The organism is Bradyrhizobium sp. CCBAU 51745 (assembly GCF_028128715.1).
Taxonomy (GTDB): domain Bacteria; phylum Pseudomonadota; class Alphaproteobacteria; order Rhizobiales; family Xanthobacteraceae; genus Bradyrhizobium; species Bradyrhizobium manausense.
Genome location: NZ_LBJP01000058.1, coordinates 1 through 26,078, shown reverse-complemented (window position 1 = coordinate 26,078; position 26,078 = coordinate 1). Strand labels below are relative to the sequence as shown.

The window sequence follows — 26,078 nt, the reverse complement described above, 5'->3', positions numbered from 1 at the left end:
TTGGTCGCCGGAGATCTCGGTCGCACAGTCTGGCATCACAGCGTTATCCCACTGAATTGAACGATGGTGAAACCACCAGCACTTGGGGATGATTGACGTCCGAACCACATGTCTGGCTCGGAACGCTCGATTGGAAACAGCGATGATGCGGTCGGTTTTGGCCCTGGGCCTATTGCTTAATTTGAGTGTTGCGGGGAATGCTGCGACGGTGCATCGCTCGACACCACCATTGCGCGCGCGCCCTGCACAGTCCTCACCTCCGGCGAGCTCGGGCACGTGCCAAATCGAATTCAAGAACAGCGGAATCGTCACCATCCACACGCTGATACTTGGCTCGCCATTTCGGACCTAGCCCACGCACGCAGTGCTGTTCTCGACGGTAGCCGTAGCTGTCGCTTACGTCCCGGATCAAATCGCGAAGGACGCTCGCAGCTTTGGAGAAAAACTCCGCGATCTTGTTGAAAAAGCGCAGTAATCCGGTCGCGCTCACAATACTCATAGCGAAACTCCTTTGATTGTTCTGCTAATCCTACGATTAGATGACCGTAGCGCCAGGCCCTTGCGTCAAACATCAGATGGTGGGTGTAGTTGTCGTATGCTTTGGTTTATTCGCTCGACGATTTGCGCTGTGGGCGTAATGGCGGATATTGCTGATCGGGGCAGACCTGCTGCCAGGAGTTCTCAGGCTCATCACGGGGCTTGGCGCCGTGTCCGGATAGCTCTGGTCTTGTCGCCGACCATGGCGTTACAGTGTTTTCGAGCGTGGCCGCAGGACGATACGAAAGATAGCCCGCGGGGCTTGTTCGGTGCTGCCCAGAGCCGTCCACCATGCGCCTCGACGATGGAGCGGCAGATCGACAACCCCATCCCGAGACCGCTTGCCTGGTCAAAGATACGCCCGGGATTGTCTTGAGGAGTCCCGGACCCGGTATTCGGGAGGCCGAAGGTCCAATATTGCGCGTTCAACGGCTCGACGCTGCCGTTGGGGTAGGTCACGCATAGTTTGCGCCAATCGGTTGAGAACCAGCGTGCCGTGAAGATGACCCGCCAACGCGTCAAGTCCAGCCAGAAACTTTGTGAACTCTATCAATCTTGCCGCGGCGTGCGTCTCTGCCTGTCGCGGGCGGCCCGCACCTTGGCACGATTGCCACAGACGCGCATTTCGCACCAGCGGCGGCCGTTGTTCTTAGTAGTGTCGAAGAATAGCCAGCCGCATTCCTGGCCTGCGCAGCGCCTGGTGCGCAGGAGGTCCTTTTCCATGAGCAGTGTCAGGGCCGACAGCGTGATCGGACCCAGGATCGCCGCTTCGATGTCGCGGCGCGGATCAAAGACCCAGATGTAGCTGCCGACACGCATCCGCATCTCGGCGTGGCGCAGATTCGCAGCGTGCGCGGCTGAGAGCAGGTCGAGCAGTCTGGCCGAGACCGGACGTTGCTCGGCAAGTGCGGTGCCGATCGTCCAGATCAGCTCGCGAATCTCGATCGCGCGTTCGAAGATGCGGCGCGCCCGACGCGGATGGCTTGACAGCGTGGAACGTATGTAGGCGCAGTCGGAAGGCGGCATGACGCGGGCGTGCTCGACCCACTGCATCAGCGTGTCGAAATCCCTCAAGTGCTCCTGGTGGGCTGCCAAGCCGCGCGCCGACGACGTGTTGGTGAAATCCCACGCCAGTTCCCCGCCGACCAGATCGAGGCTGCCGGCACGTGAGGGCAGGAGGGCGGTTCTGGTCCGACTTTGGGCGCTCATGTGTAACCATCTAACTGCATGTTGGAGCCAGCGCTGATCCACCGCGCGACGAAAGCGCTCCATCTCAAGCGTTTTCGCGCGGCGGCGCAAGGGGGGAATCGTAACCGTCTATCGATGATTGACTGGAAGCGAGGTGCGTGACAGCCTGTGACCTGCAAAACGTCATTTGGAGGTTACGATGACCAATTGTCGCGGCGCTCTCCCCCTGCTCGTGTCCGTTCTTGTTGTGTCTGTTGTTGCCTTGGCGCTCGCGGCGCCCGCCGCCGCGCAAATGGCCGGCAAGGAGGTCAAGATCGGCATTGGCGGGCCGCTGACGACGACGTCGGCCGGTTTCGGCGTCGAGATGAAACAGGCCGTCGACCTCGCCGTCGATGAGCGCAACGCGGCCGGCGGCATCGCCGGCGCCAGGGTTTTGGCCGTGGCGGTCGACGACAAGGCCGACCCCGAGGCCGGGAAGGCGGTGGCCAAGGGCTTTTGCGATGATCCGGCCGTTCTGGGCGTGGTCGGCCACGTCAACAGCGGCGTTGCAATCGCGACGGGGCAGATTTACGCGGACTGCTCGCTTGCGGTGATCACGCCGATGGCGTCGAACCCGAAAGTGACCGAGAGCGGCTTTGCCACTATCTTCCGCCTGACCAACCGCGACGACAGGAAGGGGCCGGGTCTGGCGCGCTATCTGATCGAGAAGATGGGCAAGAAGCGCGCGCTCGTGGTCGACGACGGCACGTCCTATGGTGTCGGACTGGCCGATCAGTTCGTCGCCGGTTTTGGCAGCGGCGGCACGGTGGTGGCGCGCAAATCAGTGAAGGTGGGCGAGAAGGATTTTGCCGATTTCGTCAAGTCGTGGCCTAGGGATTTCGACGTGGTGTTCTTTGCCGGCATTCGCGAAGGCGCGCTGATCCTGAAAGAGATGCGCGCGGAAGGGCTGACGCAACTGTTCACCTGCGGGGACGGCTGCTGGGACACCAAGGCGTTCATTCAGGCATCCGAAGGCGCCGCCACGAAAGCAGAAGGTGTTCGCATTCTCTCCGCCGCGCCCGCGATCGGGGCCGTTCCCGGCAGCGCCGAATTCGGCGCGAAATACACGGCGAAGTACGGGCCGATCAACAACTATGCGGCAAGCTCCTACGATTCGGCACGCGTGCTGATGGTTGCGATCGCTGATGCCGCTAAGGCGAAGGATCGTGTGCCGACGCGCGCCGATGTCGTGGCGGCGCTTCGCAAGCTGACTTTCCAGGGCATCGCCTATGCGAGGCCGGTGCAGTGGACCGAGAAGGGCGACAACAAGTCCGCTGTGATCTTCGTCAATACGGTCGAGGGCGACCATTTCAAGCCGATCGATCAGATCCGCGAATAGGGATCGTTGCCGCGCCGCGGTCCCTGATCTGGCGAACCTGGGTAACGAACTCCGCCGGGAGCAGGGTGGTCATAGACCTCCACGGTCTTCATAAGGTTCATTACGCAAACCATGTCTCTCGCGACAGTTCGCCTGGCCGTGTTCCGCAGGCGCAGCGCCCGTAGGAGGCAGAATCGAATCCAGCGCGAATGACTCAGAGGTCGGGCCGGCTCCCCCCGTGATATTCGCATGAGGCATCTCCGAAGAAGTGTCGGCCCTACTCGAAGAACTACTGTCGTTTCTCGTTCGATCTGAGTCTTTCTGCTTCAATCGGAGTCCACTGTCGTCGCGACTGGCCGCGGCGCAGGGCAGCAGCCCAAGGCGGCCTGTCCTTCACGCCCGTCGCAAACGGCTGGGATAGCTCGCTGGAGCGCTTCCTGGCCGCTTAGCCGACCTTCGTCACCGCATCTCCGCTCAAGCGCGCTTCTTTGACTTACCGACAGTAGCGCGCTGACGGCTCAGGCGGCCAATTGCCGACGTGTGAACGATCCGATTTTTCGGCGCAAGAGTTAGCTTGTAGCCGAGAACGCGCGTGGCCTTGGTCAGTGTATCGAGCGTTGGATTGCCGCCGACGCGAAATGTCTTGTAGATCGCCTTACGGCTCAGTCCAGTCTCGCGGGAGAACTTCGAAACTCCCCAGGCTTTAGCTAAATCGCCGATAGCGGCAGCAATAACGAAGGGTCATCGCTCTCAAGCGCTGCTTCTAGATGGGCGACCTGCTGATCCGGTTTCTTTGTCGAACTTGATTGTCTTAAGGGGCATATCAAACTTCCTTCGCCATCCGCTTGGCGGTCCCGATGTCCTTTTTCTGGGTCCACTTGTCGCCACCGCAGAGCAGGATAACCACGGTGTTGCCCTGCTGAACGAAGTAAATGCGAGCCGGGCCCGTAGCCGATTCGGAGTTCGCTGATACCTCCGCCAACCGGTTTCACATCGCCCAGGTTGCCGAGCTCGCGGCGACGGATGCGGACGCGTGGTCTGGTTCTATTGTGCGTGTCATACGTTTGAGCGTGTTTTAAACGTTATAACGTGTGGTGTTGATCGCCTGCAAATGCATCATCCTGCCGGATGAGGCGGCGAAAACCTGCACACACGCGGCGACTTCTTGCCCGCAACATTCGGCGGCTTCGTTTGCAACGCGATTGGTCGCAGGATGATCTTGCGGACGCTGCCGGCATGCGTCAGGCGCTGGTCAGCCCGCTGGAAGTCTCGACCGCTAATCCCACTCTGGAAACGCTGGACAAGGTTGCAATTGCCCTTGACGTCGAGGTCGCTGACCTGCTGATGCCGATAGCAAAAGTGTTTACGGGACCGAGCAGGCGACGCCCCCCCCCCGCGCGTTCTCGCGGAAGAAGCGTGGCTAAGGCCTGACCTGGACGCACGCGAGCCGAACCGCCGCTAGTCGATATCGCCGCCTCCGCTTCGCCGAATGTAGCTGCAAGTCGCGAGTTGCTGAACTCGATATCGCTTTGCAAGGCACGCTGATCCTGCTTGCGCCGAGGCCGCGTTGCGCTGAGGCCTCGCTATAGCGAGGGCGATCCGACGCTCTACCGAATGCTTGGGGGTCGGCCATCGCGACCGAGAGGTCGCATAGCGGGAGCCCCTTGGGTGTGCTACCGAGGAGTCCGCAAGCGGGTCGGATGGAGAAGTTCAGCTTTCTGGGCAGGACCGCAGCAGCGTGCCGTCCGGCGCGTCGAACGAATGCAGGCGAAGGTAGTCGCGGAAGGCGCCTTCGTCTGGAGCGGCTCCCGTCGGCGCCGCCGCCAGTGCCGCGCGCATCGACGCGTTCGTGGACCAGCCCAGGCCGCGTGCGAGCGCCTCGACGCGATGGGACGACTTGACATCGGGGAGTGATGCCCGAAGGGCATCGTTCATGCATTCGATATCGTTGAGAGTAACAATCGACTTCATCTGACAATCCTCGGTTACGGGCACACGGGTCGCCGATTAAGCCAAGTGCCGCGGTCCGAAAGGATCGGGATGGTCGATGTGGAAGCCGTTTGACCCGGCGACAGGTCGAAGGTGGCGAGCCCGTCCCGAATATAGCGATCGCCGTGAGTCGCCGCAACGATCCGCTATGGCTTCTTCTGCTGCGTGGCCTGGGCGACGCTGCCGTCCTTTTTCGCGACGCGGACGGTGAAGCCGTTGCCGGTTGTCGGCACCGAGAACGTCACGACGTAAGCGTCGTCGTCGGTCCCCATCTTGTCGAAATGGATCATGTCGGCGGTGAGCTTCGTCTCCTTGGCGACGAAGCCGGCGGCGGTCGTGACCGCGCCCTCAGGCGTGGTCGGCGGCGCGAAGAGGCGATTGACCGCGAACGTGACCGTGCCGGCAAGTGCCACCGATAGGGCGATGATCACGATGCGCGCGTGGTTGCGGACGCCGTTCGAATATTTCTCGACATCCGCCTCTTGCCTAGGGTTCTTCGCGCTGACGGTCAGCAGATTGGCATAGGCCGAGAGGCCCATGACGGCGAAAGCCACGACGAAGACCAGCCCAGCGCCGGCGACCACCAGCACCCCCTTGGAGAACTCGTCGCTCGGCACGCGGGACGGGTCGGTGAAGAGCGCCGCCACGCCGCCGATCCCGGCGAGGCCCAGCGTGAGCGTCTGCTTCAGGAACTCGAACCGGCCGGAATTGGCATCGATCGTGTCCTTGATCGGCGGCGGAGGCGCTGCACCGTTCATGGTCGGCTCAGATAGGCCAACACGTGCAACCGGACAGGCTTTGCCACAGCCCCATGTTCTGAAGAACGAACACGCCGCCGATCGTCCGCTTGGACGTCTCAATCTTGGGGCGGCCATCGGCCTTCTTCGCTAGATCGAACAGAAACGTGGGCAGGGCGCCCATGACCTGAACAACGATGGGAGACCGGTCGGCGGCCATGGCGAAGGTCCCGAGGCCGAGCGTATCCACGTGAAGCGCTTCGAGACCTTCCTTGAGGATGTTCTTCGCCTCCTGACTCAGCGTCCAACCCGACCTCTTCTCGAAATCCAGGAAGATGGCGTCGAGCGGATCGGGAGCGGCGGACTCGATCATGACCATGTATCACCTCAAGGGTCGCGTATGCGCGGGAATACAACTGGAAGGCTACCATAAGCGCGCCGGGTGACAACCGTTCGGCGATCCATCGGCGGGCGATCCGGTTCAATGAATGCCCGCCGCTCTGCGAAGTGCAGACGACGGATTCGCCGTCGGCTAGGCCGTCGGGAGGAGCTTCGGCGCCATCGGAGAGAAGTCCGAGCGCAGGTCACGCTGCGTTCAATGTCGCTTCGGCCACCTTGATCTTAGCGAGGATGTCGTCGAACGGCGGGACGTCGCCGAAGATCATGCCGGCCATCTTTTCGTAATCCGCTTTCAACGGATCGAGCATGCGGTCGGCGGGTACGATGCCGAACGTTCCGGCCGTTGCCAAGTCGAGATCGAGAGGCTTGCGGTCGAAGTAGAGGCGTGCGTGCTTTACGCAGCTATCCGCGAGTTCGAGATCCGCAAGCGCGGCGTTGCCGTGCTCGGAGGCGAGAAGGCGGAATACATCGTAGTAGTGCCGCGACAGCCGCTGCCCGTCCTTGTAGAGTTCGCCCTTGTTCTGAAACCAGTGCCGCTGTCCGTGCAGAATGATGATCTTGTCCCAAAAAGTCCGCTCGGGCTTGATCGTCAGCACGTTCGGTACGGTGAGATCCAGTCCATCTGTGTCGGATGCGGAGTAGGGAACGATCGCCTTAGTTTCATGCGGATCGAGCGCCGATTTCGCTCCTGACTCGATCTTCACGACGCGGCGGATGTACGCCTCGTCGGAATCCGTGAACGCGCTCGGATAGTGAAAGAGAATGGACTGCTCGTCGGGGTCGTCCCGATCCGGCTCGATCTTGAACTTCATCCCTTCGAGGTCGGCGGCGGCAAACTTGGTCAGCGCGGCCTGGAACGGGCCGTGGATGTACCGGCTGCAGCGATCCTTGATCTCGTCGAGCTGGCGCTTGCGCTTGTTCGATCCCATGGCGCGCAGCTCGTCGTCGGAGGGAAACGGATCGCCCGGCAGGTCGTCGCGGAAGACCGTGATGTCGATGTCTTCCGAAAACCGCTGGATCAGATCGAAGGCCTTCGAGAGCGAAGTGCCTCCCTTGAACAGCAGGCGTTCCCCGATGCCCGCCCTGTTGTAGAGCGCATCGAGCGTCCAGCAGACCCAGAAATCCTTTTCGACGTTCTCCGGCGCGCACGACAGGCGTTGCCCGGTTGTCTGGAATAGACCTCGGCGGTCGTCAGCGCTGGCCCGGATGATCTGCTGCAGGTCGCTCATGATTGCCTTTCACGGAGTGCTAGTCGGCGGTGGCGGACCTGACGGCGTCGCGTCGCTCAGGATATCCTTCACCAGCGGAACGAGCCAGTCGGGCAGATCGCCCAGGTGGTCCTGCAGGTCCTGGCGCATGCGCTGCCCGTTATCGCCGTCGTTCAGAATCGCCTTGAGGCGCTTCGCGACCCTGTCGTGGTCCGAGGGTAGAACATCGCGCAGCCAGATCAGAGCCTGTACCAACTGAGCCGCGGGGCGGTCGGCCCATACAAGCCGGCTGGCCGCAACCTTCTTGAAATCGATGACCATCTTGTCGAGATGTATCGGTTTCACGCGCGCGTCGGTCCACACCACCACCTTGGCCGGCACGGCGTTGGTGAAGCCCAGGTTGTTGGCGGCGGTGATGCCGTCGATCAACACCTTGGCGCCGTCCCGTCGCGCGACCGCCTGAATTACCGACCTGTAGTCGGGCGGGGAAATCTTCTTCGTGAGATGGTTGGTGCGCGGAAGGTCGTAGAGACCTTGGTCGACACGTCGGATCCGGTTGTCGCTCCGGAGGCGATGGAGCGCGACGTCTACGGCCGACCTGGAGCCGGTATCGGCAAAGTCGCGCGCGGTCCATACCTTGCTTGGCTGGGGGTCGTGGCTCATCCGATTGTAGATCTGGGCTATTGTGCTGCTGGCCATATCGCGGCTCCCGTGTAAGAAATATGTATCAGATTTCTTACAGAAGTCAACCGTGTAAGAAATATGAAGCATATTTCTTACATTTACGGTATTGTGGTAGGCCCTGGTTCCGAAAAGCCCCCACGAAGACGAATTCTACCTGGTCACCACGTTCCGCATCGTGTTCCGACGATCAGGCCGATACCCGGCCTTCCTCGATCGCGCCGATCGCCTTTGCGGCCGCATCCCCGACGCAGCGTGTCAACGTCTCGGTGCCGAGAGACAGGACGGCATCGACCGACCGCGCGCCCGTCGCTGCCAGCGCGAGGTACTGGCCGCGCGACAGGGCCAACGGCAGGCCCATCAGTCCAAGAGCGTCTGTCGGGAGACCGAACTCGAGGCGCCGCAGCAGCCCGTCGAGCGCGAGCAGAAAGTCGGGATGCGAGGGGAAAAGGGCCGACAGAATCTGGTGAGCCGATCGAAGATGGAAGCGGGCACCGTCCGCTATGCGGGCGATGTCGCCGTAGCTGACGGCGCCTTGGAATGGGGTCGTCGTGTAGCGCCGCTCGATCTCGTCGACGGGGACGCCTTCGATCCAGTCGTACAGGATGACGGCACGCTTGCACCTCGCCAGAAATTCGAACTCGCCGTCGCAATAGCGCTGCAGGAAGTGCGCTATGTCGCCCCGAAGCGCTGTCCGACTTGGCTGGCGCGGATGCCCTCGGCGCGCCCGCGTTTCATCACGGGCGTATAGATAGCGTCCATCTCGGCAAGCACCTGGACGATCCCGAGCACCTGACCGGGTCCGTGTGCACGATGTCCAGCTGACGCATCAACTCGATCAGGCGCAGGCTGGATTCGAAGGCGAGCGAGGAGGATCCGCAGGCGCGACCGAGCAGCGTCAGACGGATCAGGTCGCCCTCGCGCTCGGCAAGGCCGGCCTGCAGCAATCGGCCGACGAGCGCCGCGACGTCACTCTCGACCTGCCGGATCCAGTGCGGATTCGCCAGAGATGCGGAGTAGCCGCCGAACGTGTTGGCGAGCAGCCCCGGGATTTCTTCGGCGCGCACGCCGCGGACTTGGCTGAGCAGCCGGAGGATCCAGGTGGGAAGGTTGCGCTGCTGGAACGAAGAAGTGACGTCTTCAGGTCTGCCGAGCACGTATTTCTGGAATAGCTGCGCCCGCTCGACCGGCGTGTCCGCGAGGATGATCGCCTTGCCGATCTCGTTGTAGCCGAGCCGTCCCGCGCGGCCGGCCATGTTCTTGTACTCGGCGATCGTGAAGGGGCGGCCGTCCTCGCCGACGAACTCGTTCTCAGCGAGAATGACCGTCGAGGCAGGGCTGTTGATGCCGGCGGCGAGCGTGGTGGTGGCGGCGAGCACGTGGAACCGAGAGCGGTCGAGAAGGTGAGCCCGGCGATCACGATGGAGAGCGCGAAGCCCCGCTTTTCCGGCGGCGTCAGGCTGGCGCCGGACCCGGTGGCGGTCGGCGCGTAGATGGCGGCGCCGAGGCCTGCGACGGCTCGGGCCACCAAAGCGATGGCGAAGTTCGGCGCCCAGGCGGTCGCGAGATTGGCAAGGATGAAAATGCCGAGCCCCGAAAGCATCAGGCGCGCCGCGGCTGGCTGGCGCCATCCGATGTGACGGCGCGCTGTTTCGCCGCGGGGAGGGCTGGAATGTCTACGTCGCGAAGGACGGGCGCGCCGAATTGCGTCAGCTTGAGCTGTTGCGCCGCTCGGGTCGTCCTGCGGCCGTTGTTTCCGGCCTCGCTCGGGGGGTAGTGATTGTCTTCCTAGTGACCGCATTGCGCCGGGCAGGCGTGTTTCGCAGCTATCGCGTTGATCCTGCTCAATCGGCGAAGCCGGATTTGGGACAGTTTGATGCGTCTCCAACTGTAGGAACGGGATGATGTCGTTTGAGCGGCTCCTGCGGTGGGCCCTAGTCGCGATAGCGATCGCAGGGTTGATCGCGGGGCTTCTTGCACGTGCGACGGGACGGCCTGATCTGGCCGATCTTGCTTGGGAACTAGGCACGGCTCCCGTGATCGGAGGACTGGCGGTCTCGATCGTCAGGGATTTTCTCCGCGGCCGTCTCGGCGTGGATGCGATTGCGCTGCTATCCATGAGCGCGGCGTTGGCGCTTGGCCAACCGCTTGCTGGAGCCGTGGTCGCCTTGATGTATTCCGGCGGCAACGTGCTGGAAGATATCGCGGTCGCACGCGCCGAGCGCGACCTGCGGTCGCTGGTCGATCGTGCGCCGCGCCAGGCGCATCGCAAAAGCGGCGAGCAGATCGAAGAGGTCCCGGTTGATGCCGTCGCGGTCGGTGAAGAGCTCCTGGTGCGGGCCGGCGAGATCATTCCAGTCGACGGCATCATTGGTTCGGCCTCGGCCACTATCGACGAGTCCGCCGTGACCGGCGAACCGATCCCAGTCGAAAAAGCGCGTGGCAGTGCCGTTCTGTCAGGTTCGCTGAACGCCGGCGAGACGTTCGAGTTGACCGTAACTGCACCGGCCGGCGAGAGCACCTATGCCGGCATCGTGCGGATGGTGACGGCGGCGCAAACGGCCAAGGCTCCCTTTGTGCGGATGGCCGATCGCTACGCGCTGATCCTTCTGCCGGTGACGATCGTGATCGCCTTCGTGGCGTGGCGGATCTCAGGTGATCTGACCCGTAGCCTGGCCGTCCTGGTGGCGGCGACGCCTTGCCCGCTGATCCTGGCTGCACCGGTCGCTTTCATTGCCGGCGTCGCGCAAGCGGCGCGCCGCGGTATCCTGGCCAAGGGCAGTGGGGCGCTGGAGGCGCTGGCTCGCGCGCATACGGTGCTATTCGATAAAACGGGCACCCTAACCGTCGGAGGGGCGCGGCTGCTTTCGATCGAGATTGCACCGGGAGGGGACCCGGACGAGGTTCTCAGGCTTGGGGCATCGCTTGAGCAGGCTTCGCATCACGTGATTGCCAAGACCGTTGTGGCGGCGGCCGTCGAGCGCGGCCTCGAGCTGAGAACACCCGAACAGGTTAAGGAGGCGATGGGGTCCGGCATCAGCGGCCTGATCGATGGACGGCAGGTCACGGCCGGCGCACGACACATGCTACCCTCGAATTCAGAGCCGTCGCCGTGGGAGCTGCGGGCAATCCGGCGCGCCTCGTGGCGTTCGGCGCTGATCTTCTTTGTCGCGGTGGATGGGCGCACAATTGGTGCGTTGCTTCTGGCGGACGAGCTGCGGGCCGATACGCCGCGGGCGATCCGGCTACTGCGCGACGCGGGCATCGCGCGCATAGTGATGGTCACTGGCGATCGCGCCGCGGCGGCGCAGGCCATCGGTGCGGCACTCGACCTCAATGCCGTGCTGGCCGACCGCGTCCCTTCCGATAAAGTCGAAGCAGTGCGCGGCGAGCAGCGGCTGCATCCGACCATCATGGTCGGCGACGGCATCAACGACGCCCCGGCGCTTGCCGTAGCCGACGTCGGTGTCGCGCTCGGCGCGCGGGGCGCCAGCGCCTCGTCTGAGGCGGCTGATGTGGTGATCCTGGCCGACCGTCTCGATCGCGTGGGCGAAGCGATTATCATTGCGCAGCGGGCGCGGCGGATTGCCTTGCAAAGTATTGTCGTCGGCATGGGGCTCTCGCTCGTCGCAATGCTCGCTGCCACTCTGGGTTGGCTCGCCCCGGTGCCGGCGGCGATCACGCAGGAGGTGATCGATGTCGCCGTTATCCTGAACGCGCTGCGCGCGCTCACTCCGGCCCTCGGCGTTGGTCGCCGTCGCATCGCCGCGGAGCAGGGGCTGACATTGCGCCACGATCATCAGACCTTGTTCAGGGACTTGGACCGCCTGCGCAAAATCGTCGATGCCCTGGATGACGTGACGCCCGAATGCGCCAGGACATTGATCGAAGAAGCCCAGCGGCTGGTTCAGAGCAGCGTCGTGAAACACGAGCGCGATGACGAAGACAGCGTCTATCCGAAGCTTGCGGAGGTGCTGCGCGAGCGCCATGGCCTCTCCGCCATGAGCCGCGCCCATCGGGAGATCCTGCATCTTGCCCGACTGCTCAGCCGAATCGTCGAGGACATGCCCTCGGAGAAAATCGACCGCTACATCGTGCGCGATGCGCAACGGGTGATCGAGGCCATCGAGACGCTGGTGCGCATGCACACCGCTCAGGAAGAGGACATCTACGAAGCCGTGGCGGCTTAGGCCCGGCCTTAGCCACACAAAATGTCCGTTCGGGCGCAAAGGAGGTTAGCCATCGCGAAGAAGAAAGTCGTTGGCCCGCTGATATTGCCGAAATGTCCGCATGCTCTGTGCGTGGCGGAACTGCTCGGGCAGTTCCGGGTGTCCGGCGCCGAGGGATTGTCCGAAGCCGAGGTCGGCGTACGACGGAAGCATTTCGGCGCGAACACCATTGCCTCGCGGCGTCCAGCCGGCGTGCTGCGCCTGCTGGTGCACCAGTTCAAGAGTCCGGTCGTCTATCTCCTGAGCGGCGCAGCCGGCCTGGCATTTTATTTCGGGGAGCTCGAGGAGGGCAGCGCCATCTTTGCGGTGCTTGCCATCAACACGCTGATCGGCTTCGTGACCGAGTTGAAGGCGGTCCGGTCGATCGAGGCTTTGCGCGCGCTCGGCACGCGGACCGCCCGTGTCCGACGCGAGGGGCGGGTTCAAGTGATCCCGGCCGAGGAGCTCGTTCCGGGCGATGTCGTGGTCTTGGAAGCAGGTGACGCCGTATCGGCCGACCTGCGCCTTATCGCGTCATCTCGTCTTTCAGCGGACGAGTCGTCACTGACCGGGGAATCCGTCGCCGTCGACAAGCAGGTCGAGCCGGTCAGCGCCGATACCCGTCTCGGCGATCGCGCGTCGATGGCGTTCAAGGGCACCGCGATCACGCGCGGCACCGGCGTTGGTGTGGTGGTCGCGACCGGAATCATCACAGAACTCGGCCGGGTGACGCGGCTGGTTCTCGAAGCCGATCCGGGTCATTCACCCCTCGAGCGTAAGCTTGAGCGCCTGTCGGTGCAACTCGTCTGGGCGACTATCGCTGTCGCGGCCATCATCGGTGCCATTGGTCTATTGAGTGGCAAAGACCCTCTCCTGATGATCGAGGCGGCCATCGCGCTCGCCGTGGCCGCAATTCCCGAAGGTCTCCCCATCGTCGCGACGCTTGCGCTCGCCCGTGGCATGTGGCGCATGGCGCAGCAAAACGCACTGATCGAACGTCTCTCGGCGGTCGAGACGCTCGGAGCGACCACGGTCATTCTTACCGATAAGACCGGTACCTTGACCGAAAATCGGATGGCGGTGCGGCGGCTCTGCACATCCTCTGGCGAGATCGAGCTGGTGACCAGCGCTACAGAGGGAGGCGAGGGGCGGCAGGTTGCTGGCGATCCGCAGGCGGCCGAATTGCTCCGGATCGCGGTTCTATGCAACGACGCGCATCTCGATGGTTCCGAGGAGCGCGGCAGCGGCGATCCCATGGAGATCGCACTTCTGCGTGCCGGGCTGCGCGCCGGCTTCAGGCGGACAGCCTTGCTGAAAGGGCGCGACGTCGTGCGCAAGCATGCTTTTGATCCCGTCGCCAAGATGATGGCGACCGTTCATGAGCATGGGGACGGTGTACTGATCGCCGTAAAGGGGGCGCCCGAGGCGGTGCTGGCCGCGACGACGCGCATGTCTGTCGGTAACGGCGAAGTCGCGCTTGATGACACCATGCGAGCGGAGTGGCTGAGCCGAGCCGATCGGCTTGGCCATGAGGGCCTGCGGGTGCTTGCCTGCGCGAGGAGAATCGACCAGGTGGCCAATACCGTACCCTATGACAGGCTGGTGCTTGCTGGTCTTGTCGGCTTAGAAGACCCCGCGCGGGCCGATGTGCCACCGGCCATCCAGGACTGCCGGCGATCGGGAATTCGCGTTGTCATGGTCACAGGCGATCACGTGGTGACGGCGAAAAGTATCGGTCGAGCCGTCGGTCTTGGGGAGAACGTTGCGAACGTCGTGGAGGGCCAAAATATCAGGCGGATGATTGAAACCGGGCAGCCTGCGCTTCAAGACATCGGAATATTCGCGAGAGTCACTCCAGATGAAAAACTCGCACTCGTTCGGGCGTATCAGGCTGTGGGCGAGATTGTCGCCATGACGGGGGACGGGGTGAATGACGCACCCGCTCTGCGGCAGGCCGATATCGGTGTAGCGATGGGCTTGCGCGGCACCGATGTCGCCCGCGAAGCGGCAGCCATGATCCTGCTCGACGACGCGTTTCCAACCATCATCAAGGCGATCCACGAGGGGCGCGTGATTTTCGCCAATATCCGCCGTTTCGTCGCCTACCTCCTGTCCTGCAATCTCAGCGAGGTCTTGGCGGTCGGCCTTGCCGTGTCGCTGGCGCTTCCTTTGCCGCTCCTGCCGCTGCAAATTCTGTATCTCAATCTGGTGACAGACGTGTTCCCCGCTTTCGCGCTTGCCATGGGCGAGGGAGAGGAGGGCATCCTCAAGCGGCCGCCTCGCGATCCGAAAGAGCCCATCCTGGGCCGCCGGCAGTGGATCACGATCGTCTTGCAGGGGGCGGCGTTGACCGCCGGCACGTTCGGGGCGCTGGCCGCGTCGGCCTGGCTCGCTCTCGATGCCCGATCAACAGTCACCACCACGTTCCTCACGCTCGCCTTCGCCCAGCTCTGGCACACGTTCAACATGCGTGATCCGCGCTCGCCGCTCTTCGTCAACGAGGTGACGCGGAACGGCTGGTTGTGGGGCGCTCTTTTGCTATGTGCAACGCTGCTCGCTGTGCCACCCCACCTACCGTCAGCAGCGCATCTATTGCAGCTTGCGCCCCCAAGCTCTGAAATGTGGTTGATCGTGATTATCTTCAGCGTGGTGCCGCTAATCATCACGCAAGCTGGCAGCGCGGTCGTCAGATGGATTGCGAGAGTGCGATAGCGACAAACGAAGCCTTTTGTTTTCGAAACTTGGGCGGCCGCGTGGAAGCGTGCAATTACTTGCCGAACGCGCGCCGACTGTGGCGGGCTGCGCGGCTAAGGCGCCACCCTGATGAGGTCGCATCTTGAGATGCCTATACGTACTCAAAACTGCAAACACAGGGAGTCGGGAGGTTGAGGTGAGGACATTGTTAAGCTACTTGCTACCTTACATGATTGGCGTCATCTGCATCGGGGCCATCATCTGGCTGATTGGTCGCGGATAACGTGTGGGCTCGCTTGCGGCGACATTCCGGAGGCGCTTCATCAAGAAGTGGGCCGCTCTTAAAAGGGCCTTGATCGTGCCGAAGTGATGCTCGGCCGAAAGCATGGATCGCCTTTTCAGGATGAGCTCATATCCCGTCTGAGTGAACTGACGACTTCGTTCTTAGCGCTTCAGCTTCCGACAAGAGGAAGGCCGAAGGCAAGAAAGCGAATTGAGTTCGCATCTATCTCTGTTCTAAGGCTTCATGAGGGCAATAGAGGCCAGGCCGTCGTCAGCCCTGCTTTTTTCCGAACCGGCACATCTATTGATTTATCCTTGTCTTTCTCTTTTTCAATTTTGTAGACTGAACTACGATAGTGCGTGAAACACCGCGGGATATCGTTCGCGGGTATCAGAAGATCGGCTGGCGAATGGCCACCCCACTCAGGAGCACAGTAAGGTTTCAAGCGCCGGAATCTCGAAACGGACATTGGCTTGACTCCGAATACGAGGAGTTTGCCATCGACGATCCCGAAGTAAGCCGAGCAGCCGCTTGTACCTGGACAGGAGCCGCCGGCTGGGCGCGTCAGATTCGGCTTTTTCCCGACGGATGCGTGGATCTGGTTTGGAACGGCGACGCGGTGCTTGTGCATGGGCCGAGAGACACGGCTTTAAGAAGGCAGTTGAGTGCGGGGCAGGTGAACACTGGTATTCGCATACATGCTAGCGTGGGCGGAGCGCTACTTGGAATATCACTCTGACGCCTGACGCAGAACTTCCATCGAGTCTCTTCGCGCGATGCAGTTGAGTGCGCGAAATGGCCCGCGCGTCCGGGCAGCGCGGCGATGTACTCGCAGGCATCGCGCAGGGTGCGCAGCGTGCGGCCGTCATCCAACCGGATCGGATCGTCGAAAGCGCGGCCCCAGCCTCGGCCATCGTGACGCACTAGCCCGGCAAGGTCTCGGCAACGAACAAACCCAATTCACAACCTCTGATAACGAGACGGGGCGCTGATTCTGGCGTACAGATACAGGCGTATAGTTCATGCAATTCCCAGAAGTCATTTCCACAGGAGCGCTTCAATGACCATCGTGGCCACCAAAGTCGTTGCCTCCCCTGATGCAGCCGAGAACGTCGAGACGAAGGCGGAGGCGAACGAATTCACCAGCGTTGCGCTGTTCTGCGCCATCGGCTTGCTGGTTTCGTTAGCTGTCGTCATTCTGGACCAGATCACGCCCGTTGAGTGGTTCTGACCGCCAAGGCAGCGCATGAGAGTTGCGTCTACGATCGTCACGTCGGCGATACTTGCCACAGCGAGCGCTCCGTAAAACTACGGAGGATCGACGCCAAGGCTGAGCCACGCCCAGCTGTTTTGGTGTGTGGACGGGCCTGTTATCAGTGCACTTCTTCTGATATCATAAAATGTATTGACTCATCTTTTTGATAATGAATTTCCCCGGGGGGGCCATGTTTGTGACCGTCGTAGCGGTGCTTTGCCGCTTGTCGTCAACCGAATGCATCAACGAGATCGTCACCAACTCGGCGCTAGATAACGCGGTCACCTTCCAGAGCTGCGTGATCAATGGTCAAGCGGCGTTGGCCAAGTGGAAAGACGAGCATCCCATTTATCATTCCGAGGCTTGGCACATCGAGCGCTACAAGTGCGTGCCCGGTGATTACAAGCTCGCTCATCACAAGGTCTAACGGAGGGGCAATCCTGTGATCCGCGAGCACCGGAAGATCACAAATTATGAGTACCGAGCAGCAGAGTGCGACGCGCTCGCGGAGTTCGCGACTGACCTATCTGAGCGTGCGCTGTACTTGCGAATTGCAGCTCACTTTCGAGAATTCGCCGACAATCTGAGGAGGGAAGTCCCGCGGGGTTGCGCTGCCAATTCCGATTTCGAACCGCGCATTTTCAGGAGCCGAGGCTATGAAGATGTTAAAGCAATTTCCTTGCGCGATAAGAGTACCCGTCACAGCGGTCGCAGTGCTGTCATTATCGATGGCGGCATCCGCTCGCGATCCTGACGGCAGGTACGCGCGTGCTAATCCCGAAATGCACGCGTGATTCGAACAACTAAAGTCCGATGGGGGAGAGGCCTGCTGCGCCCTTGCGGACGGCAACTTGTTGGACGATGCCGATTGGCGAAGTCAGGCCGGACACTTCCAGGTCTTTCTGCAGAACGAATGGGTCGACGTTCCGGATGCCGCCGTCGTCAAGGTGCCCAACCGTTTTGGGAGGACGGTTGTTTGGCCCTACTACGAGGATGGGCGTCCCACTGTTCGCTGCTTTATGCCGGGCAGTATGATCTAAACGCGTTACTCAGAATAGATGGCTTGGGCTATGCAACCAACGCCTACGCGCCAACCCCGGATATGCGGCAACAAACCTGTCCTTATCAGCGCACTTCTTTTATCCCCGATGAAGTATTGCTGAAACACAGAAGTGCTAGACGACACTTTTTCGAGGGGGACACGAATGGCTCCTCCCGCTTTTTGCAACAAGAAGAAGCAAGAACACTGCCCATCACCCGGCTTGCCTTAAGTGCCTGACCGACGAGTGAGGGGCCGCAATTTCTAAAAGAAATGATATTTGCCGATCACTGTTTGAGGGAGAATTTACATGAAGATTCTCGTCTTCGCCGCTGCCATTGCCGCCGTCTTGATGAATGCAACCGCAGCACGGGCTGCAGAGCTTCCAACGTTCGAGCTGATGGGGTTCCCGGTCTCACCGCTTCAAGTCGCGGTGATGGGAGCGGCCAATGTTGAGGAGCAGCCAGCCGGCGCCTCGTTGACAGTGGCCGGCATGCCCGCTACGCCACATCAGATCGCGGTCCTCACGCCGCGAACCAAGGACCTATCGGTATCAGCGACGAAGCCGAGCCTAATCAGCGTTGGCCTCTCGACGCACTAGGTCCTCGCGCGACATACCGTTGGCCAATCTGCGCCGACTCGGTTCGATCGGCGGCCATGAAGTACGCCGTCGATCGCCCCTTCGCCGACCCTGAAGCCGCCGCCCGCAAGCTGGTCGAGATCGCCAGTGGCATTGAGCCGGTGCAGGACGGCCGCATCTTCATCGAGCTGGTCAACAAGCCCTTCCTAAAAATGGGCGATAGCGGTGATGAGTTCAGGGCAGGCATTCGCGCTCGCGCAAGAGCGCGGCTGGGTCGAGCTGCACGTCCGGGACGTTCATCCGGATTACGCAAGCGGGAACGGACCTGTTCGCCGCGTAGGGAAAACGGCTAGGTCCGGTTAGCCTCAAGAACCGGACGCCGACGCAACGTGCAAGCACGGCCGCTACGGGCCAATAGACGACATCGCGGCAACTATTCGATTAGTTCGTCGGCGAGCGTCAGCAGGTTTGGGGGAACATTGATCCCGAGCTGCTTTGCGGTCTTGAGGTTGAGCACCAACCAGAACTTGCTGGCCTGCTCGATTGGTAAATCGCCGGGCCTTGCGCCTCGGATGATTTTGGCAGCATAGGCCCCGGCGCGTTGAAAACCATCGACCGCGTCACTGGAATAGGTCAGGAGCAGACCGGCTCGCGCCCAATCGGGATAAGGGCCGAACGTAGGCTTACCCGTCGCCAGAATACGGGGCATCACGACGGAAATTTTATAAGTCAGAACCGGATCGCCAGAAATGTAGAATGCTTCGACGCCGTCACCCAAAGCTTTCGAAAGGACCGCTTCGAGATCGTCAAGAGTTGGCTTGATCTCATAACTGCCAAAGGTGATCCCCAATTGCCCTGTGACCTTGCGCAGCGCCGCTTCTTCGGAGGTCTCGAGCCGCGCCAGGCCGTAATCTGCAACGCCGATCATGCCAATTCGCCGGATGTCCGGGACCAAATCCCTGAAAAAGCCAAGGCGCTTTGCCGTCAGGCTCTCCTCCCCGCCGACTGCGTTCATCACGTTGCCCGTAGCTGTCCTGCCTGGCCTCGTGTAGCTCTCCGCAAGTCCGACCGCGATCGGGTCAATGGCCATGGCGGTAAATACCAGCGGAGCGTCGGGTCGCAGGCTATGCACGGTGGCAACTGCATGGGCGGCCGCTACGAACACCCGAGGCTTCAACGCATCCAGTTCTTGGGCGAGCCGAGGAAGCTGTGAAAGATCGCCACTCGCGAAGCGTGCCTCAAGGAGATAGTCCCGGCCCTCGACCATCCCTTCGTCCTTCAGGCCCCCACGCACGGCTGCCACTCTTGGCTTGAACAGTTCTTCAGTGCCTGGAAACAGCACCGCCACCAGCGGCAGCTTCTTGTCGCTTTGAGCCAGCGCCCGCATCGGCCATGCCATGGCCGCGCAGCCCGCCGCTTGCAAAAACCCGCGTCGCCTCATGTGTTGCCCCCGACGCTCAGTTCAGTCAACTCAGCTATCAAACCACGAGGACTATCGGCCTGCCAGTACCGTTTCCACAGGGAGCCTCGGTCGGAATGTCCGAGTTGGGTCGTTCACGTCGATTTGGCCGTGTTGGCACCATGTCCGGTCTGGCCTCGGCTACCGACGTGCCGGTCGTGCTCGTGATCTTCACCTTCGGGCCATAACCGGAAGTGAGCACGGCGCTATTGAACGATGAGTGGGCATAGAAGGCGGCCCAGACGCGGTCCCAGTCAGCACACCGATCATCTGCGGATCCAGCGGGTCGCGGCGTAAAGCGTGGGTGAAGCATTCGATCGCTGCACCCGGCGCGCACCTGAGAACCAATGCCTCGGCCAATTGGAATTGAGCCCAAGGGCTGGCTTTCCCATAATGCGCCGAATTGTGAGCCAGTTCACAATCGCTGTCGGACCGACCGGATTAATCTTGGCTGGACATGATCGGTCGTGACGTTTCGTTGCGTTGAATGTGGTTGGCGCGTGGTATTGTAAGATAGGGGCGGGCCCTACACGAACTTCGACAGAATGCAGTTGCGAGGTGGCGATGGCGTCAATTCAGATTGGCAAGCAGGCCGTCGTGATAGGCGCCGGCATGGCTGGGCTCACGGCCGCGGGGGCGCTCGCGGACAGCTTTGATAACGTTGTTGTTCTGGAGCGCGATAGCCTGCCCTCCAAGCCCATGCATCGGGCCGGGACGCCGCAGGCGCGGCACGTCCATGGGCTGCTGTTCAGCGGCCAGTGCGCATTGAACGAACTCTTCCCGGCGTTCGAGCAGGATCTTCTGAGCGCGGGAGCCGTACCGCTCACGGCCGGCCGCGATGTTCGCATCGAACGCCCGGGTTACGATCCCTTCCCCCAACGCGATCTCGGTTGGTGCGGGTACGCGGCGTCACGACCTGCAATCGAGCGCGCCGTCCGCCACCGGGTAGAAAGCCGCGCAAATATCACGCTGCGCCAGCGATGTCGAGTACAGGAGGTCTTGCCGGCGTCAAATGGCGAAGCCGTAACCGGCGTGCGTTACGAGAACGGCGGCAGCGGGAGCGAGACCATTTCGGCAGACCTCGTCGTTGATGCCTCCGGACGCGGCGCGCCCACGCTTGGTCTGCTGCGGTCGCTTGGCCGACCGCTGCCCGAGGAGACCACGATTGGCATCGATCTCGGCTATAGCACATGCATATTTTCCATTCCGGACGACGCCTCGACCGAGTGGAAAGGCGTCATGACCTTCGGCCAGGCACCCCACGACAGCCGTGGCGGCCTGATGTTGCCGCTCGAGGGCAACCGGTGGATGGTGACCATTGGTGGACGTCACGGTGACGTGCCGCCCGGCGATGGAGAGGGATTCCTCACCTACGCCAAGGCACTGCGGACGCCGACGATCTACAACGCGATCAGACATGCCAAGCGCCTGGATGGGGTCGCGCGCTACGGCTTCCCGGAGAGCGTCCGGCGCCATTTCGAGCGGCTCGACAGCTTTCCCCGCGGCCTTCTTCCCATCGGCGATGCCATCTGCTGCTTCAACCCCGTGTACGGCCAAGGCATGAGCGTAGCGGCGATGGAGGCCTGCCTGCTCAAGAGGCTGCTCGAGAATTCGGGAGAAACTGGCAATCCAATCGCCGAGCTGGCGTCTATTTTTTTTAAAGAGATGCAAGCACTCATTGAGACGCCATGGTCGGTCGCCACGCTCGATTTCGCGTTTCCTCAGACGCGGGGACAACGACCGGCGGATTTCGAGATGACTCTCAAATTCGGCATCGCTTTGATCCGGCTTGCTGCGGAAGATCCCGCGGTCCACAAACTAACCCTCGAAGTGCAGCATCTATTGAAGCCACGAAGCGTTTATCGCGATCCCGATCTCGTGCGTCGCGTGTTCGCGAAGATGGCCGAGGCGTAACTAATTCGTCCGGAATGCGCACGATCGGCCTCCATCGACCGGCGTTGTCCACAATACGGGACGCTGGATCACCGAAGTCCGGTTTGGGTCAACAGCGCCGTTTTGACCAACGGCGGGGTGCTTCCGCTGTACCCCCGACCCCGGACATCTCGCCGCAACGCCCTAACGGAAGCGAAGGGCCAATTGCGGACTCGTACATTGCAGCAAAGCCTCACTCGATCACCTCATCTGTGCGGGCGAGGAGCATAGGCGAAATGGTAATACCGAGCGCCTTCGCGGTCTTTAGATTGATGATCGTGTCGAACTTTGTTGCTTGGTAAATTGGAATGTCTCCAGGTTTCGTGCCGCGTAGAATTTGGTCGGCGTACGAAGCTGCGCGACGCGCGTCTCCGTTGGAATCAATCGCATAAGCGATCAATCCGCCGATTTGCGTGAACTCTCGAAAAGGATAGATCGCCGGCAGTCCCGCAGAGTTTGCCAGCGCGACAACAAGGTTCCGTTGAGCCAGATTCTCCACAGCTTCGGCGACCATGAGTGCTTGCGCCTGTTGTCCCGCCAGCGCTTCAAATGCGGATCGATAGTCTGGTTCTCGATAGCTGCGCAGGGCAACGTTGATAATCGACACGGACTTCTTGCTGGCGGCTTCCGCAAGGGACTTTGCAAGAGCATGACCAGCACTCGTGTCGCTGAAGAGAAAACCAATCCGGACCGCAGTCGGAACGACCTCACACAAGATGTCTAGGCGCTTTCCGACGATTTCGCCGCCAGTGTTGCTTGATATGCCCGTGATATTGCCGCCGGGGTGAGAAATACTCGAGACAATGCCGTTCCCGAGCGGGTCGCTCATGAGCCCGATGATCGGAATGGTCGTCGTGGCCGATTTGAGCCGCTGAACCAATGGAGCACTGAGCGCCAGAATGGCATCCGGGGCTGCTTCAACAACGCTGCGCACAAGCGCATCAAATCGGGTGGCATCCCCTTCCGCCGAAAACCGAAGGACGGTCAGATTTCTTCCTTCCTCATAGCCAAGCTTGCGCAATTCGCGAAGGAAAGGACCATAGATAGGATGGCTTCCATCCTCGGTCATTTCAGCGGCTGAAATTGTGAATGCGACGAGCGCAATCCGCCGCCCCTTTGCCGGCTCCCCCGACCACACGCTTCTGAAACGAGCTTCAGACAGGGCCAGCAATCCGTAGGCGAGGAATTTTCTCCGCTGCATTCGATTTCGTCCTTGCGACATGCCAAGCCGTCACATGAATGGTATGTACGCTATCAAGCGAATAGGGGCAGCGCTATGGATTCCTGGGAGTCCGGTTTGGGTCTTGGCCGCGTGAAAACGTTTCAACGCGGGGGCGGCGCTTTGAACAGCCCCATGGGGTCGCGGATTGGCGCCGAAATGGCGTAATTTCAGGCAAGGCCCCGGAAGCCAGCCCAATGGCTTGCCCGAGCCACTATAATCGATGATGAGGTTGGTGGCACGCGCGCGACAGCGCTCCTGGCTCACGCCTGAATCGCCGCGATCAACCCACCAGCACCCATGATGTTCATCACGCGCGTGAGATTGTAGGCGAGCACGTGCAGCGCCATCTCAGTGGCGACCTTCGGCATGCGCTTCGTCAGGAAGTGCGTCGCGCCCATGCGCATCTTCAGCGTTCCGAACGGATGCTCGACCGTCTCGCGACGGCGACGCATCGCCTGAGGATCTGCGTCGAGCCGCCTCTGGGCATCCTCCATGACGTGCTCATGCTCCCAACGAGAGATGGCGCGGTTTTTGGCCGTGGTGCAGCGCGCCTTCAGTAGGCAACTCCCACAGGCTTTCGTGACGTAGCGCCGAATGGTGCGTTCGCCATCCACTGTTGTGAGCCAACATGGCAGCAACTCGCCAGCCGGGCAGCGATACACATCCTGCTTGGCCAGATATGCGAAGTCGTGCTTTCCAAACTTGCCCTTCGCCTCCATGCCCGTCGTGTTTGGCTTCGGTAGAGTCACAAGGATATCAGCGTCGGCGCAAGCCTTGATCTCCTCGCCTGTGTGATAGCCGCGATCGGCCACCGCCTCGAGCTTGTCCACGCCGAGCACGGCCTTGGCCTGCTTGCCCATGTTTGCCAGTTGAGCGCGATCCGAGCCCCGATGCGTTGCCGCCAGGCGCTACATTTCATCTAAACGAAGAGGTCTGCCATGGACAACAGATTCCTGCAGGAAATGGTTGTTGATGAGCTTGACTTCGACCCGCGGATCGACGCGGCGAATATTGGCGTCTTTGCAAACGACGGCGTCGTCACCTTGAGTGGACATGTCGCGAGCTTCGCTGAGAAGCACGCCGCAGAAGAGGTCGCGCGTCGCGTCAAAGGGGTGCACGCCGTCGCGCAAGAGATAGAGGTGCGCTACCCGAGCGACAAGAAGACGTCCGACGACGAAATCGCCAAGAGGGCGCTCAACGTCATCAAGTGGAACACGACGATTCCGCAGGACACCATTCAGGTGACCGTCCAGAAGGGGCTTGTCACCCTAAGCGGGCAGGTAACCTGGCAATACCAGCGCGGCGATGCCGAGCAATACGTTCGAAAGCTGTCTGGAGTGATCGGTGTGATCAACAATATCGAGATCAAGCCGGCCACAACCACGGAGGACATCAAGAAGAAGCTCGAGAAAGCACTGACCCGGCGCGCTAAACTCGAAGCAAGCGCGATCCGCGTGAACGTCGCCGACGGCAGCATGGTCACGCTCGAGGGTAAGGTTGATTGCTGGGACGAGCGCCAAGCCGTCGAGCAGGCGGCCTGGTCTTTCGCAGGTGTTCGGTCCGTGGATGACCAATTGACCATCGTGCGTTAGGTCCTGGTCCCGTTGCGGCAAGAGATACTCCCTGCCGCAACGTGCGACCTGTGCGGTTTGCCAATATGCAGCTGAACATCTAAAAAAAAGCGCGGAGGATGAAATGGCGAGTGAAGCTCCCTTTGAAATGAAGATGGGGATTAACGGTGTCGACTGGACGAAGCTCATCTACAACCCCGCGACGTCTGCTTATGGGCAGGCGACAAAGGGTCTGTTGGAGGTCGGCGCATCCTGCCTCCATGACCATGCGGATTACCTGCACAAGCTCGCCGAGTGCACAACGCCCGCCGAGATCGTGGCATGTCAGATGGACCTGATGAGAAGCATTTCCTCGCGTTATCTGTCAGCCGCAACACACGTGTTCGATGGTGTGAAGGCACCGCAAATCCTGACACCGGCTGATTGAGGCCCGAAGGCCGCGTTCCTTTGAACGTCAGCTTGATCGACGTCAGACACGTCGCATCGCTCATAGGCGAGCCATGAAGCCGATGCTGTCAGAGCGCAAGAACGTATCTCCAGACGAAGGGGTTTCGGACCCGGTGACGCCGATGCCCCCTCGACCGGGAGCTATGGAGACGGCTGCGCCGAAGCGCACGCGCATCAGGCCAACGGTCTCGTGGTATGGCAAGATACTCATCATCGGAGCATTGCTGATGACGTTCGGCTGGGAGCTTTTTCACTTCGTCATCACATTGCTAACGCTGGACTGAGAGACGATGCCGCATCACGAGGGAATCGGCGGACTGGACGTCGATGCTGTCGGCGTGCAGAGACCAGTCTCGAATCCGCGGCGGTCTCGGCGAGTTGTACGTGCCGAAGTACGGTCTGGGCAATGCCCAGGAATTCGCGGACGGCGCTCGATAGCGCAACGCGTCTCGTGCTGCGGTCGAACACGCGAAACCCTGTAATGGCCTCAAGCTCACTTACGAGCTGGCTGACGGCCGACGATGTCAGGCCCAGTTGGTCGCCAGCGGCCGAAAAGCCAAGATCCATGGCACGGGGCATCGGCCCTGGCTCACCGCATTGTTGGCGCGGCGACCCACCAAGGTCGCCGCCATCGCGCTCGCCAACGAACTCGCCAGGATGGCCTGGGCGATGATGGCCAGGAACGAACGCTACAAGGAATCCGCCGCTCTCACGGCGTAAACGAGATCACAGCCGGGCAGCCCGGTGTGACGTAACGGTTGGAAGGGCGAACAGCACGTAATGCAGCGCCGGTCGATCCGGCGATCAGGACACCCCACAAGGGCCACAGCATCGTCGAATGCGAGGTTTTGACCGGGATCTGATCCGCGGAGGGCATTATGGCCAGCGGTCATGCGTACCGCACTAACAGGCCGAACACATGGCTGCTCCGACCAAGCTGCAAAGTGAAGATTCTCCTTGCCAACCAGGAGCCAATGGTATGGACCCCGCCCTTGCCGCGGTGGAATCTCGAGCGTCAAGTGCAGTGAAGGAGGATATCATGCAGGTCGTTCGGATAGGTCTAGATCTGGCGAAGTATGTCTTCGAAGTTCACGGCGTCGACAATCACGGGAAAGTCGTTGTGCGAAAGAGGTTGCGTCGCGATGCGGTGGCCGGCTTTTTCGCCAATTTACCGGCCTGCCTGGTCGGCATGGAGGCTTCCAACGGGGCACACTATTGGGCTCGCGTGCTCACGGAGCTTGGCCATCAGGTCCGACTGATCAGCCCTCAGTTCGTGACGCCATACGTCAAGT

At 61.3% G+C, this 26,078-nt stretch carries 28 protein-coding genes and 5 pseudogenes; 15 read left to right on the top strand and 18 right to left on the bottom strand.

The features are described 5' to 3' along the window. Window positions 1-253: 253 nt before the first annotated feature. The 3 genes from XH98_RS14230 to XH98_RS14225 all read right to left on the bottom strand — a co-directional run bounded on the left by XH98_RS14230 (window position 254) and on the right by XH98_RS14225 (window position 1,836). A complete protein-coding gene (locus tag XH98_RS14230; protein ID WP_271618965.1) occupies window positions 254-499 on the bottom strand; it encodes a hypothetical protein in 246 nt (81 codons plus the stop codon). 191 nt (window positions 500-690) lie between these two features. Then, on the bottom strand, window positions 691-996 hold the full coding sequence (locus XH98_RS40900) for an ATP-binding protein (RefSeq protein ID WP_333931930.1): 306 nt from the start codon (window positions 994-996) through the stop codon (window positions 691-693). A 90-nt stretch (window positions 997-1,086) separates the two neighbouring features. Then, entirely contained in the window at window positions 1,087-1,836 is a 750-nt protein-coding gene (locus XH98_RS14225) for a CGNR zinc finger domain-containing protein (RefSeq protein WP_271618964.1), read from the bottom strand. Window positions 1,837-1,924: 88 nt separating this feature from the next. Between XH98_RS14225 and XH98_RS14220 the strand changes: the two genes are divergently transcribed. Next, complete coding sequence (locus XH98_RS14220) at window positions 1,925-3,103, top strand: branched-chain amino acid ABC transporter substrate-binding protein (protein WP_271618963.1); 1,179 nt, start codon at window positions 1,925-1,927, stop codon at window positions 3,101-3,103. A gap of 453 nt (window positions 3,104-3,556) precedes the next feature. Here XH98_RS14220 and XH98_RS41080 read toward each other — a convergent pair whose 3' ends face one another. Then, entirely contained in the window at window positions 3,557-3,814 is a 258-nt protein-coding gene (locus tag XH98_RS41080; RefSeq protein WP_442868579.1) for an addiction module antidote protein, read from the bottom strand. Between the two features lie 91 nt (window positions 3,815-3,905). Next, window positions 3,906-4,116 (bottom strand): annotated as a pseudogene (locus XH98_RS14215) (type II toxin-antitoxin system RelE/ParE family toxin); the annotation flags it as partial. Window positions 4,117-4,210: 94 nt separating this feature from the next. Here XH98_RS14215 and XH98_RS14210 point away from each other — a divergent pair. Next, the gene (locus XH98_RS14210; protein WP_271618962.1) at window positions 4,211-4,513 is read left to right on the top strand and encodes a helix-turn-helix domain-containing protein; all 303 of its coding nucleotides are present in this window, start codon (window positions 4,211-4,213) and stop codon (window positions 4,511-4,513) included. A gap of 279 nt (window positions 4,514-4,792) precedes the next feature. Here the strand turns inward: XH98_RS14210 and XH98_RS14205 are convergent, their stop codons facing one another. The 9 genes and pseudogenes from XH98_RS14205 to XH98_RS40890 all read right to left on the bottom strand — a co-directional run. Further along, on the bottom strand, window positions 4,793-5,053 hold the full coding sequence (locus XH98_RS14205) for a hypothetical protein (protein ID WP_271618961.1): 261 nt from the start codon (window positions 5,051-5,053) through the stop codon (window positions 4,793-4,795). 164 nt (window positions 5,054-5,217) lie between these two features. Continuing rightward, window positions 5,218-5,829, bottom strand: coding sequence for a hypothetical protein (locus XH98_RS14200; protein ID WP_271618960.1), 612 nt, complete (start codon window positions 5,827-5,829; stop codon window positions 5,218-5,220). 7 nt (window positions 5,830-5,836) lie between these two features. Beyond that, complete coding sequence (locus tag XH98_RS14195) at window positions 5,837-6,187, bottom strand: hypothetical protein (RefSeq protein WP_271618959.1); 351 nt, start codon at window positions 6,185-6,187, stop codon at window positions 5,837-5,839. A 205-nt stretch (window positions 6,188-6,392) separates the two neighbouring features. Then, complete coding sequence (locus tag XH98_RS14190) at window positions 6,393-7,436, bottom strand: nucleotidyl transferase AbiEii/AbiGii toxin family protein (protein ID WP_271618958.1); 1,044 nt, start codon at window positions 7,434-7,436, stop codon at window positions 6,393-6,395. 9 nt (window positions 7,437-7,445) lie between these two features. Beyond that, window positions 7,446-8,114, bottom strand: coding sequence for a DUF6088 family protein (locus XH98_RS14185; RefSeq protein ID WP_271618957.1), 669 nt, complete (start codon window positions 8,112-8,114; stop codon window positions 7,446-7,448). Window positions 8,115-8,286: 172 nt separating this feature from the next. Next, window positions 8,287-8,457: a hypothetical protein gene (locus XH98_RS14180; RefSeq protein ID WP_271618956.1), complete on the bottom strand. Its 171-nt coding sequence runs from the start codon at window positions 8,455-8,457 to the stop codon at window positions 8,287-8,289. A gap of 141 nt (window positions 8,458-8,598) precedes the next feature. Beyond that, a pseudogene (locus tag XH98_RS41075) lies at window positions 8,599-8,688 on the bottom strand (hypothetical protein); the annotation flags it as partial. A gap of 145 nt (window positions 8,689-8,833) precedes the next feature. Then, window positions 8,834-9,475 (bottom strand): hypothetical protein, encoded by a 642-nt coding sequence (locus XH98_RS14170; protein WP_271618954.1) that lies wholly within the window; start codon window positions 9,473-9,475, stop codon window positions 8,834-8,836. Window positions 9,476-9,531: 56 nt separating this feature from the next. Continuing rightward, window positions 9,532-9,699, bottom strand: a pseudogene (locus tag XH98_RS40890) (MFS transporter); the annotation flags it as partial. Window positions 9,700-10,000: 301 nt separating this feature from the next. Between XH98_RS40890 and XH98_RS14165 the strand changes: the two are divergent. From XH98_RS14165 to XH98_RS14130, 7 genes are all read left to right on the top strand, one after another. Further along, on the top strand, window positions 10,001-12,286 hold the full coding sequence (locus XH98_RS14165) for a heavy metal translocating P-type ATPase (RefSeq protein ID WP_271618953.1): 2,286 nt from the start codon (window positions 10,001-10,003) through the stop codon (window positions 12,284-12,286). Between the two features lie 111 nt (window positions 12,287-12,397). Next, window positions 12,398-15,016, top strand: a complete 2,619-nt coding sequence (locus XH98_RS14160; protein WP_333931924.1) for a cation-translocating P-type ATPase — start codon at window positions 12,398-12,400, stop codon at window positions 15,014-15,016. A 1,325-nt stretch (window positions 15,017-16,341) separates the two neighbouring features. Then, complete coding sequence (locus XH98_RS14155) at window positions 16,342-16,512, top strand: hypothetical protein (RefSeq protein ID WP_271618952.1); 171 nt, start codon at window positions 16,342-16,344, stop codon at window positions 16,510-16,512. A gap of 214 nt (window positions 16,513-16,726) precedes the next feature. Next, entirely contained in the window at window positions 16,727-16,963 is a 237-nt protein-coding gene (locus XH98_RS14150) for a hypothetical protein (RefSeq protein WP_271618951.1), read from the top strand. A 636-nt stretch (window positions 16,964-17,599) separates the two neighbouring features. Continuing rightward, on the top strand, window positions 17,600-17,815 hold the full coding sequence (locus XH98_RS14140) for a hypothetical protein (protein ID WP_271618950.1): 216 nt from the start codon (window positions 17,600-17,602) through the stop codon (window positions 17,813-17,815). A gap of 70 nt (window positions 17,816-17,885) precedes the next feature. After that, window positions 17,886-18,176, top strand: coding sequence for a hypothetical protein (locus XH98_RS14135; protein WP_271618949.1), 291 nt, complete (start codon window positions 17,886-17,888; stop codon window positions 18,174-18,176). 56 nt (window positions 18,177-18,232) lie between these two features. Then, window positions 18,233-18,508 (top strand): hypothetical protein, encoded by a 276-nt coding sequence (locus XH98_RS14130; RefSeq protein WP_333931919.1) that lies wholly within the window; start codon window positions 18,233-18,235, stop codon window positions 18,506-18,508. Window positions 18,509-18,588: 80 nt separating this feature from the next. Here the strand turns inward: XH98_RS14130 and XH98_RS14125 are convergent, their stop codons facing one another. Further along, the gene (locus XH98_RS14125; protein ID WP_271618948.1) at window positions 18,589-19,596 is read right to left on the bottom strand and encodes an ABC transporter substrate-binding protein; all 1,008 of its coding nucleotides are present in this window, start codon (window positions 19,594-19,596) and stop codon (window positions 18,589-18,591) included. A 582-nt stretch (window positions 19,597-20,178) separates the two neighbouring features. On the opposite strand from XH98_RS14125, the gene XH98_RS14120 reads away from it, so the two are divergent. Next, entirely contained in the window at window positions 20,179-21,528 is a 1,350-nt protein-coding gene (locus tag XH98_RS14120; RefSeq protein ID WP_271618947.1) for an NAD(P)/FAD-dependent oxidoreductase, read from the top strand. Between the two features lie 211 nt (window positions 21,529-21,739). Here XH98_RS14120 and XH98_RS14115 read toward each other — a convergent pair whose 3' ends face one another. Together XH98_RS14115 and XH98_RS14110 are read right to left on the bottom strand one after the other, a co-directional pair. Further along, window positions 21,740-22,747, bottom strand: a complete 1,008-nt coding sequence (locus XH98_RS14115; protein WP_271618946.1) for an ABC transporter substrate-binding protein — start codon at window positions 22,745-22,747, stop codon at window positions 21,740-21,742. 281 nt (window positions 22,748-23,028) lie between these two features. Then, window positions 23,029-23,670 (bottom strand): annotated as a pseudogene (locus XH98_RS14110) (transposase); the annotation flags it as partial. 36 nt (window positions 23,671-23,706) lie between these two features. Here XH98_RS14110 and XH98_RS14105 point away from each other — a divergent pair. The 3 genes from XH98_RS14105 (at window position 23,707) to XH98_RS14095 (ending at window position 25,070) form a co-directional block, all read left to right on the top strand. Continuing rightward, entirely contained in the window at window positions 23,707-24,360 is a 654-nt protein-coding gene (locus XH98_RS14105; RefSeq protein WP_271618945.1) for a BON domain-containing protein, read from the top strand. Between the two features lie 103 nt (window positions 24,361-24,463). Beyond that, window positions 24,464-24,766 (top strand): phasin family protein, encoded by a 303-nt coding sequence (locus XH98_RS14100; RefSeq protein ID WP_271618944.1) that lies wholly within the window; start codon window positions 24,464-24,466, stop codon window positions 24,764-24,766. Between the two features lie 73 nt (window positions 24,767-24,839). Continuing rightward, a complete protein-coding gene (locus tag XH98_RS14095; RefSeq protein ID WP_271618943.1) occupies window positions 24,840-25,070 on the top strand; it encodes a hypothetical protein in 231 nt (76 codons plus the stop codon). On the opposite strand, the gene XH98_RS14090 is transcribed toward XH98_RS14095, so the two are convergent. Then, window positions 25,048-25,353, bottom strand: coding sequence for a LysR family transcriptional regulator (locus tag XH98_RS14090; protein WP_271618942.1), 306 nt, complete (start codon window positions 25,351-25,353; stop codon window positions 25,048-25,050). The genes XH98_RS14095 and XH98_RS14090 overlap by 23 nt on opposite strands. Here XH98_RS14090 and XH98_RS14085 point away from each other — a divergent pair. Next, window positions 25,321-25,506, top strand: coding sequence for a hypothetical protein (locus tag XH98_RS14085; RefSeq protein WP_442868580.1), 186 nt, complete (start codon window positions 25,321-25,323; stop codon window positions 25,504-25,506). The two genes, XH98_RS14090 and XH98_RS14085, sit on opposite strands and share 33 nt — an antisense overlap. A 319-nt stretch (window positions 25,507-25,825) precedes the next feature. Continuing rightward, window positions 25,826-26,078 (top strand): annotated as a pseudogene (locus XH98_RS14080) (IS110 family transposase); the annotation flags it as partial.

Coding starts and splice junctions, on each gene's coding strand:
- XH98_RS14105 (WP_271618945.1), top strand. CDS start 23,707: ATGGACAACAGATTCCTGCAGGAAATGGTTGTTGATGAGCTTGACTTC.
- XH98_RS14090 (WP_271618942.1), bottom strand. CDS start 25,353: ATGGATCTTGGCTTTTCGGCCGCTGGCGACCAACTGGGCCTGACATCG.
- XH98_RS14165 (WP_271618953.1), top strand. CDS start 10,001: ATGTCGTTTGAGCGGCTCCTGCGGTGGGCCCTAGTCGCGATAGCGATC.
- XH98_RS14125 (WP_271618948.1), bottom strand. CDS start 19,596: ATGAGGCGACGCGGGTTTTTGCAAGCGGCGGGCTGCGCGGCCATGGCA.
- XH98_RS14095 (WP_271618943.1), top strand. CDS start 24,840: ATGAAGCCGATGCTGTCAGAGCGCAAGAACGTATCTCCAGACGAAGGG.
- XH98_RS14185 (WP_271618957.1), bottom strand. CDS start 8,114: ATGGCCAGCAGCACAATAGCCCAGATCTACAATCGGATGAGCCACGAC.
- XH98_RS14135 (WP_271618949.1), top strand. CDS start 17,886: ATGAAGATTCTCGTCTTCGCCGCTGCCATTGCCGCCGTCTTGATGAAT.
- XH98_RS14150 (WP_271618951.1), top strand. CDS start 16,727: ATGTTTGTGACCGTCGTAGCGGTGCTTTGCCGCTTGTCGTCAACCGAA.
- XH98_RS14195 (WP_271618959.1), bottom strand. CDS start 6,187: ATGGTCATGATCGAGTCCGCCGCTCCCGATCCGCTCGACGCCATCTTC.
- XH98_RS14130 (WP_333931919.1), top strand. CDS start 18,233: ATGAAGTACGCCGTCGATCGCCCCTTCGCCGACCCTGAAGCCGCCGCC.
- XH98_RS14220 (WP_271618963.1), top strand. CDS start 1,925: ATGACCAATTGTCGCGGCGCTCTCCCCCTGCTCGTGTCCGTTCTTGTT.
- XH98_RS14210 (WP_271618962.1), top strand. CDS start 4,211: ATGAGGCGGCGAAAACCTGCACACACGCGGCGACTTCTTGCCCGCAAC.
- XH98_RS14190 (WP_271618958.1), bottom strand. CDS start 7,436: ATGAGCGACCTGCAGCAGATCATCCGGGCCAGCGCTGACGACCGCCGA.
- XH98_RS14205 (WP_271618961.1), bottom strand. CDS start 5,053: ATGAAGTCGATTGTTACTCTCAACGATATCGAATGCATGAACGATGCC.
- XH98_RS14115 (WP_271618946.1), bottom strand. CDS start 22,747: ATGCAGCGGAGAAAATTCCTCGCCTACGGATTGCTGGCCCTGTCTGAA.
- XH98_RS14230 (WP_271618965.1), bottom strand. CDS start 499: ATGAGTATTGTGAGCGCGACCGGATTACTGCGCTTTTTCAACAAGATC.
- XH98_RS14200 (WP_271618960.1), bottom strand. CDS start 5,829: ATGAACGGTGCAGCGCCTCCGCCGCCGATCAAGGACACGATCGATGCC.
- XH98_RS14100 (WP_271618944.1), top strand. CDS start 24,464: ATGGCGAGTGAAGCTCCCTTTGAAATGAAGATGGGGATTAACGGTGTC.
- XH98_RS14180 (WP_271618956.1), bottom strand. CDS start 8,457: ATGGGCCTGCCGTTGGCCCTGTCGCGCGGCCAGTACCTCGCGCTGGCA.
- XH98_RS14155 (WP_271618952.1), top strand. CDS start 16,342: ATGACCATCGTGGCCACCAAAGTCGTTGCCTCCCCTGATGCAGCCGAG.
- XH98_RS14120 (WP_271618947.1), top strand. CDS start 20,179: ATGGCGTCAATTCAGATTGGCAAGCAGGCCGTCGTGATAGGCGCCGGC.